The sequence below is a fragment of the Paludibaculum fermentans genome, from assembly GCF_051172195.1.
Classification (GTDB): Bacteria; Acidobacteriota; Terriglobia; order Bryobacterales; family Bryobacteraceae; genus Paludibaculum; species Paludibaculum fermentans_A.
The window spans coordinates 1,399,003-1,416,920 of the sequence record NZ_JBPJAQ010000001.1; the positions used below are offsets into that span (position 1 = coordinate 1,399,003).

Annotated in this window: 16 protein-coding genes and 1 tRNA gene; 7 read left to right on the forward strand and 10 right to left on the reverse strand. The window is 60.4% G+C overall.

Annotated elements, in window-relative coordinates:
- Positions 1–3: 3 nt before the first annotated feature.
- On the reverse strand, positions 4–465 hold the full coding sequence (locus tag ACR9Y2_RS05685; protein ID WP_435040089.1) for a hypothetical protein: 462 nt from the start codon (positions 463–465) through the stop codon (positions 4–6).
- 125 nt (positions 466–590) lie between these two features.
- Between ACR9Y2_RS05685 and ACR9Y2_RS05690 the strand changes: the two genes are divergently transcribed.
- Entirely contained in the window at positions 591–1,091 is a 501-nt protein-coding gene (locus tag ACR9Y2_RS05690; RefSeq protein WP_435040090.1) for a methylated-DNA--[protein]-cysteine S-methyltransferase, read from the forward strand.
- Positions 1,088–1,804 carry a 2OG-Fe(II) oxygenase gene (locus ACR9Y2_RS05695; RefSeq protein WP_435040091.1) on the forward strand — a complete coding sequence of 239 codons (717 nt, stop codon included), beginning with the start codon at positions 1,088–1,090 and terminating at the stop codon, positions 1,802–1,804. Before ACR9Y2_RS05690 ends, ACR9Y2_RS05695 begins: the two co-directional genes overlap by 4 nt.
- 15 nt (positions 1,805–1,819) lie before the next feature.
- Here ACR9Y2_RS05695 and ACR9Y2_RS05700 read toward each other — a convergent pair whose 3' ends face one another.
- The gene (locus ACR9Y2_RS05700) at positions 1,820–3,190 is read right to left on the reverse strand and encodes a Gfo/Idh/MocA family oxidoreductase (RefSeq protein WP_435040092.1); all 1,371 of its coding nucleotides are present in this window, start codon (positions 3,188–3,190) and stop codon (positions 1,820–1,822) included.
- A 2-nt stretch (positions 3,191–3,192) separates the two neighbouring features.
- Positions 3,193–4,017 carry a sugar phosphate isomerase/epimerase family protein gene (locus ACR9Y2_RS05705; protein WP_435040093.1) on the reverse strand — a complete coding sequence of 275 codons (825 nt, stop codon included), beginning with the start codon at positions 4,015–4,017 and terminating at the stop codon, positions 3,193–3,195.
- 90 nt (positions 4,018–4,107) lie between these two features.
- Between ACR9Y2_RS05705 and ACR9Y2_RS05710 the strand changes: the two genes are divergently transcribed.
- From ACR9Y2_RS05710 to ACR9Y2_RS05725, 4 genes are all read left to right on the forward strand, one after another.
- The gene (locus ACR9Y2_RS05710) at positions 4,108–5,262 is read left to right on the forward strand and encodes a Gfo/Idh/MocA family protein (protein ID WP_435040094.1); all 1,155 of its coding nucleotides are present in this window, start codon (positions 4,108–4,110) and stop codon (positions 5,260–5,262) included.
- A gap of 3 nt (positions 5,263–5,265) precedes the next feature.
- Positions 5,266–6,330, forward strand: a complete 1,065-nt coding sequence (locus ACR9Y2_RS05715) for a LacI family DNA-binding transcriptional regulator (RefSeq protein WP_435040095.1) — start codon at positions 5,266–5,268, stop codon at positions 6,328–6,330.
- Between the two features lie 65 nt (positions 6,331–6,395).
- Entirely contained in the window at positions 6,396–7,241 is an 846-nt protein-coding gene (locus tag ACR9Y2_RS05720) for a phytanoyl-CoA dioxygenase family protein (RefSeq protein ID WP_435040096.1), read from the forward strand.
- Between the two features lie 4 nt (positions 7,242–7,245).
- A complete protein-coding gene (locus ACR9Y2_RS05725; RefSeq protein ID WP_435040097.1) occupies positions 7,246–8,076 on the forward strand; it encodes a hypothetical protein in 831 nt (276 codons plus the stop codon).
- Between the two features lie 30 nt (positions 8,077–8,106).
- On the opposite strand, the gene ACR9Y2_RS05730 is transcribed toward ACR9Y2_RS05725, so the two are convergent.
- The 7 genes from ACR9Y2_RS05730 to purD all read right to left on the reverse strand — a co-directional run bounded on the left by ACR9Y2_RS05730 (position 8,107) and on the right by purD (position 15,854).
- Positions 8,107–8,877: a class I SAM-dependent methyltransferase gene (locus ACR9Y2_RS05730; protein ID WP_435040098.1), complete on the reverse strand. Its 771-nt coding sequence runs from the start codon at positions 8,875–8,877 to the stop codon at positions 8,107–8,109.
- 72 nt (positions 8,878–8,949) lie between these two features.
- Positions 8,950–9,732, reverse strand: a complete 783-nt coding sequence (locus tag ACR9Y2_RS05735) for a SprT-like family protein (protein WP_435040099.1) — start codon at positions 9,730–9,732, stop codon at positions 8,950–8,952.
- A complete protein-coding gene (locus ACR9Y2_RS05740) occupies positions 9,733–10,005 on the reverse strand; it encodes a hypothetical protein (protein WP_435040100.1) in 273 nt (90 codons plus the stop codon).
- Positions 10,006–10,011: 6 nt separating this feature from the next.
- The gene (locus ACR9Y2_RS05745; RefSeq protein ID WP_435040101.1) at positions 10,012–10,950 is read right to left on the reverse strand and encodes an acetyl-CoA carboxylase carboxyltransferase subunit alpha; all 939 of its coding nucleotides are present in this window, start codon (positions 10,948–10,950) and stop codon (positions 10,012–10,014) included.
- 12 nt (positions 10,951–10,962) lie between these two features.
- Positions 10,963–14,436 (reverse strand): DNA polymerase III subunit alpha, encoded by a 3,474-nt coding sequence (gene dnaE, locus ACR9Y2_RS05750; protein WP_435040102.1) that lies wholly within the window; start codon positions 14,434–14,436, stop codon positions 10,963–10,965.
- 23 nt (positions 14,437–14,459) lie between these two features.
- Positions 14,460–14,536, reverse strand: a tRNA-Arg gene (locus tag ACR9Y2_RS05755).
- Between the two features lie 16 nt (positions 14,537–14,552).
- Positions 14,553–15,854 (reverse strand): phosphoribosylamine--glycine ligase, encoded by a 1,302-nt coding sequence (gene purD / locus ACR9Y2_RS05760; protein WP_435040103.1) that lies wholly within the window; start codon positions 15,852–15,854, stop codon positions 14,553–14,555.
- Between the two features lie 57 nt (positions 15,855–15,911).
- On the opposite strand from purD, the gene mnmG reads away from it, so the two are divergent.
- Entirely contained in the window at positions 15,912–17,783 is a 1,872-nt protein-coding gene (gene mnmG / locus ACR9Y2_RS05765) for a tRNA uridine-5-carboxymethylaminomethyl(34) synthesis enzyme MnmG (RefSeq protein WP_435040104.1), read from the forward strand.
- The last annotated feature ends 135 nt before the right edge of the window (positions 17,784–17,918 follow it).

Consider the following 17,918-nt stretch of genomic DNA (forward strand, 5'->3'; position numbering starts at 1 on the left):
CCACTACTTGTCGGGTTGTTTTTCGAACAGAAGTTTCTGATCCTGCGGGCCGCCAGGCCCTTCAAAGTGACGATAGATCATCACGGCTTTTCCGCCGGGCTGGGACTCCCACTTGTCGATCAGCTTAATCTCGTTGGGCCCGAACTTACCCCACGTTTCGACCACGAGAACCGCCGCCTCCCAGTGAGCCTTGTACTTCAGGGGGTTGCCTTGGGCAGAGACATTTCCCTCCTGGCCGTTGATAACGTACTTGAGCTTGCCTGCGCTGGTACCGGGCGCCGCGTCGTGGAAAACTTCGTATTCGAGTTCTGGCTCCTTGTGCACAATCGCAAATCGCACCGCCCGGGCGGGTTGCTTGGCGAAATCGCTCTTGGCGATGTTCAATTCCCAGTGGCCGGTGAAGTTGGGCGTGTCCTGGGCGAAGCCCAGCATGGCCGTGAGCAGGAGGAGCGCAAGTGTTCTCATAGACAAGATCCAGAATAACCGCATGTTTGCGCGAAAGAGCAAGGATCGGAGTTTTTCACTGGCCGAGCCCGCGTATTGTCGAAACATAGAGGGCCGCGAAACGCGGACTGAAAGGAGCGTAAGCAATGACTGGGATGCGCTATTCGACAACGCAATGTTCGCTGGGCTGGGTCCTGCTGGCAGCCCGCCAGGATGGGGTATGTGCGATTCTGCTGGGTGATGCGCCAGAGGAACTGACGGCAGATCTGCGGAGGCGGTTTCCGCGCGAGGCGGCTTCCCCGGATGCCGAAGGGTTGCGAGCGTGGCTGGAACAAGCGGTGGAGTCCATCGAACGACCGGGGACGCCTTTGACGCTGCCCTGGGCGGAGCAGGGAACCCGGTTCCAGCAGCGTGTTTGGCGCGAGCTAAAGGCCGTGCCCGCCGGTTCCACGACAAGCTACCGGGAACTGGCGGCGCGCGTGGGCAACCCGAAGGCAGTGCGAGCCGTGGCTCGCGCCTGCGCGGCGAATCCGCTGGCAGTCGCCGTGCCTTGCCATCGCGTGCTGCGGGTCGACGGGGCCTTGGCCGGCTATCGCTGGGGTCTCGATCGCAAGCGCGCGCTGCTGGAGCGGGAGGCTCTGGCATGAGCGTGAGCCTGAATGAACGGATGACCGCGCTGAATTGGACAAACCTGACGGGCCAGCTCAATGAGTGTGGATGCGCCGTGGTAAAGGGTTTGCTCAATGCGGACGAGTGCGCCGCCGCCGCGGGCTGGTATCCGGATGGATCGCTATTTCGCAGTCGTGTGGTGATGAGCAGGCATGGGTTCGGACGCGGTGAGTATCAGTACTTCGCGGCTCCGCTACCTGGGATGGTGGCGGACCTGCGATGCGGCTTCTACGAGCCACTGGCGCGAATTGCCAATCAATGGAACACATCGCTGAACCTGACACAGGACGGCTTTCCGAAGTCACATGAGGAATTCCTGAAACGCTGCCACAACGCAGGCCAATCGCGTCCCACACCGCTGTTGCTGCAGTATGGCCCTGGCGACTACAACTGCCTCCATCAGGATCTGTACGGAGCGCACGTCTTCCCGCTGCAGGTTGCCTTCCTACTGAGTGAACCCGGCCGTGACTTCACAGGCGGCGAGTTCGTGTTGACCGAACAAAGACCGCGTATGCAGTCGCGTGTCGAGGTGGTCCCCCTGCGCCAAGGCGATGGCGTGATCTTTCCGGTCCACCATCGTCCGGTTGCCGGAACGCGCGGCAACTACCGGGTCCAGATGCGGCATGGCGTGAGCCGCCTGCGGACCGGCCGGCGTCACACTTTGGGTGTGATCTTCCACGACGCCCAGTGAGGCGCGCCGCTCGCGCTACACAGCCGAAGGTGACGGGAGCGCCCAGGGAGCGCGGTACTGCTTCGTGAGTTGCCGGGAAGCCTCCTCGTCGCCGAGGATCTCCTCCTCCTTCGCATTCCAATGAAGGGTGCGGCGCGTGCGGTAGGCGATGTTGGCGAGGTGGCATGGAACGATGGAGGTGTGTCCCACCTCCACATCGGCGAAGGGGCGCTTGCGGCTCTTCACTGCGTCGAGGAAGTTCTGGACGTGGACGATTTGGATTTCGGGATCGAGCGACAAGCCTGTGACCTCGATCGGCTCGCACAGCGGAGGCGTCGCGGCGGCCGGGCCACGAGGCCGCTTCTCTCCCGTCAGTTCGCGTTTGCGCGAGGCCAGCATGTCTGCCACCTGGTCCACATCGGACCGCACGATTGCCGAGAATTTCGAGGGGATAACCTGATAGCCCTTGCGGTCGACGAACAGCGTGCCTTTCGTCCCATAGAAAATCGTGCCCGCATAGCGGTCCATGCGCATGCCCACCTGGCTGTTCGCGAAACGGACCGTAAAGCCGGGATACTCAAAGGTAGCCAGGAAAGAGTCGGGGGTATCGCGATTATCCTTGAGCAGCCGGCCGCCGGTGGCCGCGACGCTCTTCGGCGCAGTCACGTTCATAATCTGGTGGATGCTGTCGATGTGGTGCGCACCCCAGTCCGTCATGTTGCCGCCGGAGTAATCCCAGAACCAGCGCCAGTTCCAGATGTATCGGTTTCGGTTGTAAGCGGCCTTAGGCGCGGGCCCCAGGTAAAGATCCCAATCCAGGCCGGCGGGAACCGCGGAATCGGGCACGTGTCCAAAGCCCTGCGGATATTCGTTGGATACGATCCAGCAATCGATGTCGGAAACTTCGCCGATGTAGCCGCCCTGCACCAACTCCGCGCACTTGGCGAAGTGCGGCGCGGATCGTTGCTGGCTGCCCACCTGGAAAATGCGATTGTGCTTCCGCGCCGCCTGCACCATGCGGCGGCCTTCTTCCACGGTGTGAGACAACGGCTTCTCGCAATAGACGTCTTTGCCGGCCTGACAGGCCAGGATCGAAATGGGCGCGTGCCAATGATCCGGAGTGGAAACGAAAACGGCGTCAATGTCCTTGCGTTCGATCACACGGCGGAAGTCAGTATAAGCCTCCACTTTGCCGCCGACCTTCTGCTTCGTCATTTCAGCAAGAGGCTGGAACACATCGCAGACGGCAGCCAGGTCCACTCCAGAATTGCGCGCTGTGATCGTAGTCTCGTAATAACCCCGGCTACCCAGGCCTATCTGGCCGATGGTGATGCGGTCATTGGCGCCCAGCACATTTCCCAGAAACGGCCCCGCCGAGGCGGCCTTCACAAAATCTCTACGTTCCATGGCTATGCTCCACGCAGGTTCAACTGCTGCATCATGCGGTTCGTTTCGCGGTAGGCCTCGCGTACCCACTCGACGATCTGCGAAGGATCGGGCGAGTACTCGAGCTCGATGCTGATGGCTCCATCGAAGCCTACTGCCTTCAGGTTCTCGAGGTAAGGCAGGAAGGGCACCACGCCGCGACCGGGCGGCAGGTCGCCGTGCTTCTTTCCATCGCAGTCGGAGAGGTGGACATGGCCGATGCGCCCACGAAGTTCAGCCAGCGACTTCGGATCGGTGTGCGCGAGCTCCAGATGCGAGATGTCGACATTGGCCAGCACCGCAGGGTGATCGACGTCCGCCAGGAACTGCACCATCTTAGGCAGAGTGTTCACCAGAGAGAGATGGAAGGGCTCCAACTCGATGGCGATCTCCAGCCCCAACCCCGCCGCGTGCTCGCCCAACTCCCTCACCGCGTCGATGGCCCATTTCCACTGATCGGCCGGTGTGATCACCTCCTGCTGCCAGATGTACTCTCCGAGCACCAATAGCATATTGCGCGCGGAGAATTCGTAGCCCAGATCGAGGTGCTGCTTCGCGCGCTCGATGTGGAAACGCCGCACTGCCGTATTGAAGTCCGCGATGCCCAGCGCGCAGCAGACCACCGAGACAATGGGCAGGCCTGCATCCCTGGAGGTATCCCGGATCAGTCGGCGTTCGCGGGCGTCGATCTCCAGCGGATCAGCAAAAATATCGATGGAATCGAAACCGATTTCCCTGGTCAGCCGGATGCCCTGTTCAGTGCCGACCCCGGACCCGAACCATGCGGAATTGATCAATCCAAGTTGCACGCCTGGTTGCGCTCCTTGAGTGCAGAGGCCTTTCCATGCCCCGTGAATTTATTTCATGAACGTTCACCAACCGGAAGGACCAATGCTATCATGCTCTGTCGGAGACGGAAACTCGCCATGGACCTGACGCTCGACATCGATCACCTGCCTCGTCCGCCTCTCCGCAATGACTTCGGCATAGGCGCAGTGGGTGCCGGATTCATCATGCGTGACATTCAGTTGGTGGCCTACCGGAACGCGGGATTCAGTGTTGCGGGGATCACATCACGCACTCCGGAGATTGCTCGTGAAGTAGCGGAATTGCGCGGCATCCCGCAGGTCTACTCCAGCGTCGCCGAGATGCTGGACGATCCGGCGGTGAAGATCGTGGATGTGGCCGTGCCGCCCGACCAGCAACTCGGTATCATCCGCCAGATTATGAACGCCAGGCACAAGCCGCTGGGAATCCTGGCCCAGAAGCCCCTGGCGATGAACTACACCGAGGCCTGTGAGATTGTCCACCTGTGCCGCGCGTCGGGCATCCGCCTGGCCGTCAATCAGAACATGCGGTACGACCACTCGATCCGCGCGGCAAAGTCGATTCTGCAGCGCGGGTACCTGGGAGAACCAGTGTTCGCAACAATCGAGATGCGGGCCGTGCCGCACTGGCAACGCTGGCTACCTGACTATTCGCGCCTCACACTGCTCAACATGAGCGTCCACCACCTGGATGCGTTCCGCTATCTGTTCGGGAATCCCGACGCGGTCTACTGCAGCACCAGGACGGATCCACGCACTAAGTTCGCGCACGAAGATGGCATCTGCCTCTACATCCTGGAGTACGACAGCGGCTTTCGGGCTTCCGCGTGGGATGACATCTGGGCCGGACCGCTGACGAAAGAGAAGCATCTCGATCCTTACATCAAGTGGCGCATCGAAGGCACGGAAGGGCTCGCGGAAGGCATGCTGGGCTGGCCCAGCTATCCCGATCACCAGCCCAGCACCGTGCGCTTCAGCTCACTTCGATATCCGGGCTTGTGGATCACTCCGCGCTGGAGCGAAGCCTGGTTCCCGGATGCCTTCGAAGGCCCTATGGCTGCGCTGATGGACTCCATTGCACGCGACTGCGAGCCCGAGAATAGCGGTGCGGACAACCTGAACACTATGGCCTTGATCGAAGCCTGCTATCGCTCCATTCGAGAGAAGCGCTCTGTGCGCATCTCCCAGATTGAGGATGACTACGCCGCCGCACCCGGCACGAGATAAGCAATGGCCCGCCGCTCCTCCAACACGCCGACCATTAGAGACGTCGCGGAACGTGCGGCAGTCTCCATCGGCACGGTCTCCCGGGTGTTGAACGACTTTCGCGATGTAGCCGCTCCCTTGCGGCATCGTGTGGAAGAGGCCATTCGCGATCTGGGCTATCGCGCTGCGCTCCGCCAGGAATCCGGGCGTGATCATGGCAGGACCATCGGCTTTCTGCTCTGCAATGGCACGGGTATCAACACGGTACATGCGCATCTGCTCGTGGGTATCGAAGAGTATTGTTCCAGCCAGGGATACTACACGATCTTTACGCGGCACATGCATTCAACGGAGACTGACGCGGAACGACTCGAGATCCCTGAGATTCTCAACAGCCGCCAGTTGGCCGACTGCACCATCGTGGCCGGTACGGCCCACGAGAATTTCCTCTCAGCACTCGACGCGCGCAAGGCGCGGTACGTCCTGCTGGCCAATCATGCGGCGACAGCAGCGGCAGCCGAGAAGGCGCTCAACCGCGTACGATACGACGATTTCCGTGGGTTCGAGGAGGCGGCGAGCTACCTCGCACAGCTGGGACACCGCAATATCTGGTATATCGGAGATGCGGCCCGTCCGTGGTTTCGCAGCCGGCATGAGGGCTACCTCAGCGGGATGCGGCTGCATGGACTGGAGCCCAGGGCGCACACGTTCGCGATCGCTGACGACCCGTTCGAGAACGGCCGCGCGATCGTGTCGTATCTACTGGAACAGAAGTCGCCGATGTCGGCGCTTCTGTGCGGGTCAGAGGAGTTGGCACTGGGAGCGCGAGAAGCTTTGCGGCAGCACGGCCGCGACGTGCCGAGACATGCGAGCGTTGTTGGATTTCAGCATCAGATTGGACACGTTCGCGCGTCGACGCTCACTGCCGTCTGCGTCGATACCGTCGAGGTGGGAAGGCAGCTCGCCCGGATGGCGATAGCACTGGCCGAATCGGGCGGGCTGGAGCAAAGTGAAGTCCTCGTGCCGTCGGCTCTAGTGAAACGCAGTACATGCAGGCCGTTGCGCAGCGACGACACGATGGTGCTTTAACACTGATCTTGGTGGGTGGAAAACATCACGAAAGGATGAGCCTGAGAAAGGCCCAGGTACCGATTATGGCAAGTGGTCCCCTGACAGCATCACAAGTATCGGAGTATCACGAGAAGGGCTACGTTCTCGCCCGGGGCATGTTCAGCCAGGCGGAGATCGATCTTCTGGGGCGAGCGGCGAAGGAAGACCGCGAATTGGACGCGCGCTCATTTGGACGTAACGACGGCGAAGGACACGTCGTGCGCCTGTCGCTCTGGAACCACCCCGGCGACGCGCTCTACGGCATGTTCGCCCGATGCAGCTCTATTGTCGACTCCGCGGAGACACTGCTCAGCGACGAGGTCTATCACTATCACTCGAAGATGATCATGAAGGACGCGCGCGTGGGCGGCGCCTGGGCATGGCATCAGGATTATGGCTACTGGTATCAGAACGGTGTGCTGTCGCCTGATCTCTGCAGCGCCTCCATTGCAGTAGACCGGGCCACTCGGGAAAACGGGTGCCTGCAGGTTGTACCCGGATCACACAAACTAGGCCGTATCGATCACATATTGACGGGTGAGCAAGCTGGCGCTGACCGCGAGCGCGTGGATGCCATTCTCCAGCGCTTCCCACTGGTCTACGTGGAAATGGAACGTGGCGATGTGCTCTTCTTCCATAGCAACCTTCTGCACCGCTCTGATGAGAACCGCTCGGAGCATCCACGATGGTCGATGATTTGCTGCTATAACGCAGCGAAGAACGATCCATACAAGGACGCGCATCACCCACGCTACACACCCTTGAACAAGGTGCCGGACTCGGCCATTCTCGAGGCCGGGCTGCGCCGCTTCGCGGATTCCAGTGCGGATGTCGCGTGGCTTGAATCCGCACGCGACCAGAGCGCTACGAGCCTGGAGCAGCAGAAGTAGCGCGATGACGGCCGAGTTACGCTGCCTGATGAGCTGGCTCGCACTGGACCAGATGGCCCGGTTTGAGCGGGACAGCTCCGTCGACTACAGGCTGGAAAGCATTCGCGAGGCGGGCTATGTCGGCGTGCAGTTTGACGTCGTCTACACCGCCGAGGAACTCACTCGCTGCCGGGCGCTCGGCCTCCAGGCCGCGGCGTCGGGCCGCGTCAACCTACCGGAAGAGGCCGAGCCTCTGGCAGCGCGGTTGAGCGGCGACGGCTTCCCCTGTGCCACGCTGCACGTGGGCTGGGGTCTGGAGGACGACAGCCAGGCCGCGCGGCTGATTGAATCTGTGCTGGAAGCATCGGTGCGGCATACGATCCCGCTTCACATTGAGACGCATCGTGCGACTATCTTCCAGGACGTATGGCGGACCGTGGGTTTCCTCGATCGCTTTCCACAGGTAACTGTGAACGGCGACTTCTCCCATTGGTACACCGGACTCGAGTTCGTCTACGGCGGCTTCGAAACGAAGCTCGCGTTTATTGAGCCGGTGCTGCGGCGTGTGCGCTTCCTGCATGGACGCATCGGCAACCCGGGCTCGATGCAGGTGGCGATCGAGGGCGAGCCGCCGTATGTGCGACACTTCCGCCAGATGTGGACCAGGGCGATGGCGCACTACCCGCCGGACACGGGGCCGCTCTACTTTGTGCCGGAGTTGCTGGCGCCGCGCATCTACTATGGGCGGCTATTGCCGGATGGTCGTGAGGAGTGCGACCGGTGGCAGCAGTCGCTCCTGCTATGTGAGCTGGCACGGCGCTGCTTCGCCGAGGCGGGACGAATCGTTGCAGGCTAGGCGCAGCCCCGATAGCTGGTGACCCTCAGGCTATCTGCGCACTGCCTCGAACACCATGGTCTCGTACTCGTTCATCTCCCGATACACCGAGTGGGGACGCGCCTCCACCCCGGCCAGGGCCGGATCGTCGCCCTGCCCCGCTTTATACTCGGTTATTTCTTCGAACTTCGCCCGCGCCAGGGCAGCTCGCAGCATTGCTGGCGAATACACAAACTGGTGCCCCCAACTGCGCATTTGCATATTGAGAATGTACGCCGCCGGGTCGGGCGTATTCGGCCAACGATGTCTCGCCTCCTTGCGCTTGATATAGTCCGCCACCTCGGCCGATGGGTGTTCAGCGAACAGGCCGATGAACCTCGTCAAGTCCGGAGTCGCAATTCGGATGCGGCCGCCAGGGGCCAGCACGCGATAGCATTCTTTAAATAGGACATCTGCCTTTTCGTAGGGAATGTGCTCGACGACGTGCTCGCTGAAAACGTAGCGGAACGAGGAGTCTGGCAATGGAAATGGAACTGAGGCGTCAAGATATGCTTGGTCGGCAGTTGGCTCGATGTCAGTGTTCAACCAGCCGGCGAGATTGTTGGTGCCGGCGCCTATTTGCAGCTTCCGCGCGCTGTGGCTGGCCACGTAGTTCCTGATCAGGCTGGGACTCACGATCCGCATCTGGTATTGAGCGTGGATGGTATCCAACACGTCAAGGGGCGCGTCTGGTCGGAGGGCGAAGAAAACCAATAGCGCCGCGAACGATATGCCAACCTTACTCCAGAATACCTTTTTGCGGGACAGCGAGTGGATTTCCATATGCCATATAGATCGGCATTTGGCGGTTTCGCCGCTAGATATATTTCGTAAATAGATGGTTTCTGGCGCGACTCAGCCGGGTTCGACGAGTCTGAGTGCGCCAATGGGGACATAAAAGGTGCGATAGCGCCCCCCATCGGAGAAGAGTTGGCCCGCACTATCCTGCACTAGTACGGTAACCCGCTTGGTGACGCGATTCACGCGGCCTTCATACGTGCGGCCTTCAAATGCGAAGCTGACCATCGACCCGACACGGATCCCTGCCTCCGCCGCCTGCTCGCGCCGCGTGATGAGATTGTGTGTATGCGCCGTGTGACGGAAGTGCCGCGCCGTGATGCCCTGGAATCGCGCGGCCGAGCAATCGCTCTCGCCCCAGCAGAGCATCTCGATGAGATGCACCAGTTCGTGTTCGAAAATCCGCTGCAGGCCCGCGAAGCGGTTGACGCACTCTATGCCGCACACCGTGACAGAACGTGAGTCTTCCTCGAATGAGTCAAACAGCATGTTCACCGCGACAGAAATCTCGTAGCTGACCGCGCCCGTACGGCTGGTGAATCGCGTCGTCTTCCCGCCTGTCTTCGTCATACGCGCCGAGAGACGGAAACTGAGGCTGTGCCCCTCCAGCGCATGCCCGCACAGTCCTTCGAAGAAGAATTTGTCGTACGCCTCAAAGAGCAGGTGAAGATCACGCGGGTGCACGACGTTGAAGTCCTCGCGATGCAGATGCCGCGACTGCCCCAGTACATACTCCCGTACCTGCCGCATACGGTGTGCGACCAGGTCATCGGACCAGTGGAATAGCAGAACGTTTTCGGCGAGCAGTCCGCGCGCCGGTGCTGGGGACGAAGAGGCCATCTAGTCGAGCCAGCGTACGCTCACCGGTTCGCCATGCGTGCATTGCTGCGTTTCCGTCACGCCCGCGGCAATCAATGCGCAAGCAGTGTCTGTGGCGGTCCGCAGAGCTGCATCCTTGGTCTCTCCCGAGGCGACCTTACATGAGTTTCGGCCCTGGTAGGTCATGCACACCTCGACGCGGTTCTTGCGATTGCCCAGCATCAGATAAGTTGTCGCCCCAAGGAAGACCAGGAAAGCGACAACGCCCATCAGGATGAATTTGCCTTTGCTCACGCGTCGCTACTCCGTGAAGAAGTTGCCCATCTGCCGGAACTTCTGGTATCGCTGCTCCACCAGTTGCTCGGGGCTCAGCGGGGACAGCTCGTCAATCGCCGCTACCACTGTCTGGTGAAGATACTGCGCCGCGCGATCGTAATCGTCCTGCGCTCCGCCGGGCGGTTCGGGAATAATGCCGTCGATCAGGCCCTGCCGCATCAGGTCGCTCGCCGTGATCTTCAATGCCGCGGACGCCAGGGCGCCCTTCGTGGAATCGCGATAGATGATCGCCGCACAACTCTCCGGAGAGATCACGCTATACACCGCGTTCTCCAGCATGAACACTTTGTTGCCCACGCCCAGCGCAAGCGCACCGCCGCTGCCGCCTTCGCCAATCACCACCACAATCAGCGGAGACTGCAGGCGCGTCATCTCCCGCAGGTTATAGGCGATAGCCTCAGCTTGGCCGCGTTCCTCGGCATCAATGCCTGGATAGGCCCCGGGAGTATCCAGGAACGTAATGATGGGACGCCGGAATTTCGAAGCCATTTCCATGGCGCGCATAGCCTTGCGATAGCCTTCCGGTTTAGGCATCCCAAAATTGCGGAACAGCTTCTGCTTCGTGTCACGGCCCTTCTGGAGCCCCACCATCATCACCGCGTGGCCGCCGAGCATTGTGCCGAAGCCCGCAACAATGGCCGCATCCTCCCCGTAAAAGCGATCTCCGTGGATTTCTGTGAAATCCGGCACCAGACGGTTGATGTAGTCCAGCGCATGCGGACGCTTGGGATGACGAGCGAGCTGTACACGCTGCCACGCCAGATTGACGCCCTGCTCGCCGCGCAGAGCCTTTAGTTCAGCCTCAAGATCGGCGAGTTGTGCCTGTGCACCTGTGGAGGTGAGCTGGAGCTGCGAAATCTCGCGCTCGATATCGCCAATGCGGGCTTGCGAAGAATCGCTCATAAAAGATGCTTCCTACGAGGCTATCACTTCAAGCGCTTCCGGTCCGCAGATGCGCTCGATTTCGGCCTTGAACTCCTTGTCCGGTCGAATACGCGCCTTCACATCCAGGGTCACCGTAAAGTCTCTCGGCTTCTCCAGCTTCAGTCGCACGGACGTGTCGCCGGGCTTGGTGGAGAACAGCCGTTGCAGCGCTTCCGCTTTTTCATTGCCCGTCGCCGAAAGCCGCACTCTGATGGAAACCAGCGACGGGAAATTCACCCTGGCCAGCTCGAGCGGAATGATTTCCTGGATGTTCAGCTTGATCGTTCCGTCTTCCTCAGGCATCGCCTTGCCGCGCACCAGGACAGCCCTGTCCTCTTCAATCTCTTTTTGAAGATGCTCATAGCGGGTAGCGAAACACAGCGCCTCTACGGATCCAGTCCAGTCTTCAAGCTGCGTGATGGCCCACGGCTTCTGCTCCTTGTTGCGCCGCTTCTGCACGTTGCGCAGGATTCCGCAGACCGCCACTTCCATGCCCTTTTCGAGCCCCGTCAGATTCTCGGTCGTATACGGAGTCAGCTCCGTCACCTTCCAGCGAAACTCATCCAGTGGATGGCCGCTGACATAGAAGCCGATCGTCTCTTTCTCACCACGCAACTTCTCCGCCTGGCTCCAGTCGTTCAGCTTTGGCAGCGCCCGCGAAGACGAAGGTGAGTCGTCCGCGAGCAGCTCACCGAACAACCCGGTCTGTCCACTGATCTTGTCCTTCTGGGCTCGCTGGCCGGATTCGATGCACTCTTCGATAATCGCGAACATCTGGGAGCGGTAGCCATTCAGGCTGTCCATCGCTCCGGCTTTGATCAGGCTCTCCATCACACGGCGGTTCACCGCCGAGAGATCGACGCGCTCGCAGAAATCGTCGAGCGTCCTGAACACACCGCCTTCATTGCGGGCCTTGACGATGGCTTCCACCGCGCCCACGCCTACGTTCTTCACGGCGCCCAAACCGAAGCGGATCTTGTCGCGGCCCACTGGTGTGAAGTTCAGGTCCGACTGATTCACGTCGGGCTGCAGCACCTCGATGCCCAGCGCCCGGCATTCGTTGATGTACTTGACGACCTTATCGGTATTGCCCGTTTCCGACGTCAACAATGCCGCCAGGAACTCCACCGTGTAGTGCGCTTTCAGGTACCCGGTGAGATAAGCAAGATACCCATACGCAGCCGAGTGCGACTTGTTAAACCCATACTCAGCGAACTTCGCCAGCAGGTCGAACAGCGCCTCGGCCTTCTTGGGCGGATGACCGTTTTTCCGCGCGCCATCGAGGAAACGGGCGCGCTGCTTGTCCATCTCCTCTTTTTTCTTCTTGCCCATCGCGCGGCGCAGAAGATCGGCTTCACCCAGTGAGTAGCCGGCAATGCGCTGCGCCACCTGCATGACCTGCTCCTGGTAGATCACCAGTCCGTAGGTCTCTTCCAGCAGCGACTTCAATTCGGGTAAATCGTAAGTAACCGGCTTGCGGCCCAACTTCCGATCGACGTAGTCGTCCACGAAGCCGTTCTGAATCGGGCCCGGACGATAAAGGGCGTTGAGGGCGATCAGGTCCTCGATGCGCTCAGGATGCGAGCGCCGCAGCACGTCCTTCATGCCCGACGATTCAAACTGGAAAACGCCGTCGGTCAGGCCCTGGCCGAAGATGCGCTCATAAGCGTCCTTGTCGTCCAGCGGCAGATCTTCCAGCACCAGCGTCTCGCCACGCGTTTTCTTGATGAGCGACAGCGCTTCGTGAACGATGGTGAGCGTGGTGAGACCCAGGAAGTCCATCTTGAGCAGCCCGAGTTTCTCGAGCATGGACATTTCGAACTGGGTGACAATTTCCTCTTTGTTGGTGCGGTAGAGAGGAACGATCTCGGCGAGCGGCACTGGCGAGATGACGACACCCGCCGCATGCACGCCCGAGTTGCGGGCCATGCCCTCCAGGCGCTGCGCGATGTCGAGAATCTCTTTGACCTTCGGATCCTTGGCCGCAGCCTCCAGGATCGCGGGCTCTTCATCCAGAGCCTTCTTCAGTGTCATCTTCGGATCGGCCGGAATCAGCTTCGACAGCTTATCCACTTCTCCAAAGCTCATATCAAGAACACGCCCCACGTCCTTGATCGCAGCCTTTGGAGCCAGCGTGCCGAACGTGATGATCTGCGCTACCTGCTCACGCCCGTATTTCTCCGTGACGTACTGGATCACTTCGCCGCGGCGATTTGTGCAGAAGTCCACGTCGATATCAGGCATGCTGACGCGTTCCGGATTCAGGAAGCGCTCAAACAGCAGGCCGTAGTGCAGCGGGTCCACATCGGTGATCCCCATGCAGTAGCTCACCAGCGAACCGGCCGCCGAACCGCGGCCCGGCCCCACCGGCACACCCGTTGATTTTGCGTAACGGATGAAGTCCCACACGATGAGGAAATAGCCCGAGAACTGCATCTGCTGGATCAGCTTGATCTCGCGATCCAGGCGCTCGATGTACTCGGCCATGTCGAAGCGCAACAGGCCTTGCGCCGCCATCTTGTCCAGCTTGCCGCGCCGCTTCTCAAACCCCTGCCGCGCTACATATTCGAAATAGCTGTCGATGGTCTGTTCCGGCGGAACGTCGAACTTCGGGAAGGGCTCCTTCACCGGATCCATCTTTACCTGGCATCGTTGCGCGATGTCCCAGGTGCGGTCCAGCGCATCTTCCACCTCGCCGAAGATGGTCATCATCTCTTCGCGCGTCTTGAGGAAAAACTCGTTGGTGGAAAACTTCAGCCGCTTCTCATCGCTCACCATCTTCCCGGACTGGATGCACGTGAGAATGTCCTGTGCACGATGGTCTGAATGCTCCAGGTAGTGCGCGTCGTTGCTTGCCACCAGCGGAATGCCGGTCTCGCGCGACATCCGGTAGACCTGTGGCATCACGACTTTGTCTTCTTCCAGCCCGTGATCCTGAATTTCGAGGAAGAAGTTGTCCTTGCCGAAGAGATCCCGATACTCGTACGCCAGCTTCTGCGCGTCGTCGTACTTGTCATTCATCAACGTTTCGTTGATGTCGCCCTTCAAGCATGCCGATAGCGCGATCAGCCCCTTGCTGTGCTGTGACAGCAGATCCTTGTCGATGCGCGGCTTGTAGTAGAAGCCGTCCAAACTCGCCGTCGACACCAGTTTGATCAGGTTCCGGTATCCCTCCTGGTTCTCGCACAAAAGCACCAGGTGGTTGTAGCGCCGGTTCGTTTCGTCCTTGATCCGCCGGTCATTCGCCGTGATGTAGACTTCGCACCCGATCACCGGATGGACGCCATTGTCCTTCGCCTTGAAGTAGAACTCCGCGGCGCCAAATAGATTGCCATGATCCGTCAAGGCCACCGCCGGCTGGTTCTGCTTCACGGCGAGCTTCATCAGCTTGCCGATTTCGCAGGCCCCGTCCAGCAGCGAGTAGTCGGTGTGACAGTGTAGATGGACGAACGGCTTGTCGGACATCGGTGAATTCGGCAGAAAGAAAATGGTAGGGACGGGCAGATTCGAACTGCCGACCTTCCGCTTAGGAGGCGGACGCTCTATCCAGCTGAGCTACGTCCCCGGAACTTCTATCCATTCTACCGCCCGCCGGAGGTCATCGTCTGCTCGTTCCAACGCTTCAGACCCTTGGCTCCGATGTCTCGGCGGATCTGCATCCCCTCAAACCGGATATGCTCGCAGGCAGCATAAACATTGTCGATCGCGGCCCGCAGCGTCGACCCGCTGTGAGTCACGCCCAGCACCCGCCCGCCAGCAGTCACAAGTTGTCCGTCCGCCATCTTCGTACCTGCCTGGAATACCGTCGCGCCCGTTGCTTCGGCCTGCGCGATTCCTGTGATCGCGTCTCCTGTCCGGACTTTGCTCGGATATCCATGCGCCGCCATCACCACACAGACTGACGGGTCCTGTTTGAACTTCAACAACTCCGGCCGCACCCGCCCGCTGGCCGCGGCATGCAGCACCGCCCCAAAATCGCAATCCATACGGTGCAGCAGCGCCTGCGTCTCGGGATCGCCCAGCCGCACGTTGAACTCCAGCACCATCGCTCCGCGCTCGGTCATCATCAGCCCTGCATACAGGAAGCCGCGGAACGGAGATCCTTCCGCTTTCATCTGCTGGACCGTACGCTCCATCACGTCAACCATGACCGCGTCCCGCTGCACTTGCGGCAGGATCCTTGAATCCGAATACGCGCCCATCCCGCCGGTGTTCGGGCCCTGGTCCCCTTCGTAAATGGTCTTATGGTCTTGCGAGGGCTCCAGGGGCAGTACACGCTCTCCATCGCTTAACCCTATGAAGCTCACCTCTTCGCCGGTAAGGAACTCCTCTATGACCACCTTGCCGCCGGCGGAGCCCACCAGGGCGCCGCTGAACATCCCGTCCAGGGTTTCTTCAGCGTGGCGGCGGTCCGGACTAATCACGACACCCTTGCCGGCAGCGAGCCCGTCCGCTTTGATCACGACGGGGTAGTCGAATTGATCCAATGACTTACGGGCTTCAGCAGGGTCGGAAGTCGAGACAAACCGGGCTGTGGGAATGCCCGCGCGCTCCATGAAACGCTTCGAGAAGATCTTGCTGCCTTCCAACTGCGCCGCGGCCTGGGTCGGCCCAAAGATGAGCCGCCCTTTGGATTCAAAGAGATCCACCACACCATCGACCAGCGGAGCCTCGGGACCAACAACAGTGAGATCCGCGCCAATTGATTCTGCCAACTGTAGTAAATCTACAGGTGTAGAAGAAGATGGCGTCAGACAGGTGGCCACGGACGCGCAGCCGGGGTTCCCAGGCACTACGTAAACCTCTGAAACAGAAGGGCTTCGCTTCAGCCGCCAAGCGATGGCGTGTTCGCGGCCGCCGCTGCCCAGAACCAGAACTTTCACAGCGTAACTCCTCTCGCTACAATTAACTAGGATATCTGGGAACCCCCTCCACTGCCAATGCGACAGATCAACTACGACGTTGTGATCATCGGTGCCGGTCATGCCGGATGCGAGGCGGCCCGCGCCTGTTCGCGGATGGGTCTGCGAACCGCGATGGTCACAATGAACATCGACCTCATCGCGCAGATGTCCTGCAACCCGGCCATCGGCGGAATCGCCAAAGGCCACCTGGTCCGTGAGGTCGACGCCCTCGGCGGAGTGATGGCTGAGGTGGCCGACCAGATCGGCATCCAGTTCCGCCTTCTCAACACCAGTCGCGGGCCTGCTGTCTGGAGCCCCCGGGCCCAGATGGATAAGAAGCAGTATCGCTTCAAGATGCGTGAGACCTTGGAGCAGGAACCCAATCTCCGCATCCTCCAGGCAGAAGTGGCCGAGATCGAATACGACACCCTCCCGGACGATCGCCGCAAGGTACGCTCCATCCGCCTTTCGGACGGCCGGACACTCCAAACCCGCACGGTCGTCGTCACTACGGGCACCTTTCTCAATGGCTTGGCCCATGTCGGTGAGACCAAGTCCAACTGTGGCCGGAGCGGGGAAGCGCCGTCGAACCTGCTGGGCCACCACCTTCGCAGCCTCGGTTTGCAGTGGACGCGGCTCAAGACCGGCACTCCGCCGCGTCTCGACGGCCGCACCATCCAGTGGGACAAGTTCGAAGCGCAACCCGGCGACCCGATCCCGACCCCCTTTTCTTTCCTCACCACCAAGATCGACCGCCCCCAGATCGAATGCCATATCGCCTACACCACCGAGGAGACCCACCGCATCCTCCAAGCGGCGATTCCGCGTTCCCCGCTCTACAGCGGCCAAATTGAAGGCATTGGTCCGCGCTACTGCCCTTCCATCGAGGATAAGATCGTCAAATTCCCGGACAAGACTCGCCATCAGATCTTCCTGGAGCCTGAAGGGCTGGATACGTACGAGGTCTACGTCAATGGCATGTCTACCAGCATGCCCATCGATGTGCAGGAGGCGATGGTCGCTTCTATCCCTGGTTTGGAGAACGCGGAGATGATCCGGCCGGGTTATGCCATTGAGTACGACGCAATTGACCCGCGGGAACTGAACCACACGCTGGAAGTGAAGAAGATCGCCGGCCTCTTCCTGGCCGGGCAGATCAACGGCACTTCCGGCTACGAAGAGGCTGCCTGCCAGGGCCTCTTGGCCGGAATCAACGCCGCATGCCAGGTGAAAGGCATCGATCCCATCGTTTTGCGCCGCAATGAGGCGTACGCGGGTATCCTGGTGGACGACTTGGTGACGAAGGGCGCTGACGAGCCCTACCGCATGTTTACCTCAAGGGCCGAATTCCGCCTGTTCCTCCGCATCGACAATGCCGACGAGCGCTTAACGGCCGAAGGGCGTCGCGTTGGCTTGGTCACGGATGAACGCTGGGCCATCTTTGAGAAGAAACTGGCGCAGAAGGCCCTGGTTCTGCGCCTTTTGGGAACAAACCGAGTCACACCAGAGCATTTCGCTTCTTTGGGCCTGCCAGCCGACGAAAGGCCGATGCTCCAGGTCTGGTTGCGTCGGCCCGACGCCAAGATCGAGCAGATCCGCCCCTGGATCGAGCAGCAATTGGGAGAACCGGCTGTTGCCGCCGTTCTGACCACGGTGGAGACGGAAGTGAAGTACGAAGGCTACCTTCACCAGCAGGAACGGCAGGTTCAGCGCCTCAAGGACTCGGAAGGCCGCCATATCCCCGCTGGATTCGCTTTCCGGGGGATTCCGGGACTCAGCCGCGAGATTTGCGACAAGTTAGAGCGGGTTCAGCCCGAAACACTGGGCCAAGCAGCCCGGATCCCCGGGGTTACCCCTGCTGCCGTCGCAGTTCTGGATTGCTACCTCAGTCTGAACCGCCGCGCCTAGCATTGTTCCACGTGGAACATCCAAACAGCCCGCTTCCCTGCCTCAATCGCCCTTCAGCGGCCATGTTCCACGTGGAACACTCCCAATTCCGGCCCTCAGTGTTCCACGTGGAACGTACGTGGTAGGATAGCGGTT

Coding starts and splice junctions, on each gene's coding strand:
- ACR9Y2_RS05685 (WP_435040089.1), bottom strand. CDS start 465: ATGAGAACACTTGCGCTCCTCCTGCTCACGGCCATGCTGGGCTTCGCC.
- ACR9Y2_RS05690 (WP_435040090.1), top strand. CDS start 591: ATGACTGGGATGCGCTATTCGACAACGCAATGTTCGCTGGGCTGGGTC.
- ACR9Y2_RS05695 (WP_435040091.1), top strand. CDS start 1,088: ATGAGCGTGAGCCTGAATGAACGGATGACCGCGCTGAATTGGACAAAC.
- ACR9Y2_RS05700 (WP_435040092.1), bottom strand. CDS start 3,190: ATGGAACGTAGAGATTTTGTGAAGGCCGCCTCGGCGGGGCCGTTTCTG.
- ACR9Y2_RS05710 (WP_435040094.1), top strand. CDS start 4,108: ATGCTCTGTCGGAGACGGAAACTCGCCATGGACCTGACGCTCGACATC.
- ACR9Y2_RS05715 (WP_435040095.1), top strand. CDS start 5,266: ATGGCCCGCCGCTCCTCCAACACGCCGACCATTAGAGACGTCGCGGAA.
- ACR9Y2_RS05720 (WP_435040096.1), top strand. CDS start 6,396: ATGGCAAGTGGTCCCCTGACAGCATCACAAGTATCGGAGTATCACGAG.
- ACR9Y2_RS05725 (WP_435040097.1), top strand. CDS start 7,246: ATGACGGCCGAGTTACGCTGCCTGATGAGCTGGCTCGCACTGGACCAG.
- ACR9Y2_RS05730 (WP_435040098.1), bottom strand. CDS start 8,877: ATGGAAATCCACTCGCTGTCCCGCAAAAAGGTATTCTGGAGTAAGGTT.
- ACR9Y2_RS05735 (WP_435040099.1), bottom strand. CDS start 9,732: ATGGCCTCTTCGTCCCCAGCACCGGCGCGCGGACTGCTCGCCGAAAAC.
- ACR9Y2_RS05745 (WP_435040101.1), bottom strand. CDS start 10,950: ATGAGCGATTCTTCGCAAGCCCGCATTGGCGATATCGAGCGCGAGATT.
- dnaE (WP_435040102.1), bottom strand. CDS start 14,436: ATGTCCGACAAGCCGTTCGTCCATCTACACTGTCACACCGACTACTCG.
- mnmG (WP_435040104.1), top strand. CDS start 15,912: ATGCGACAGATCAACTACGACGTTGTGATCATCGGTGCCGGTCATGCC.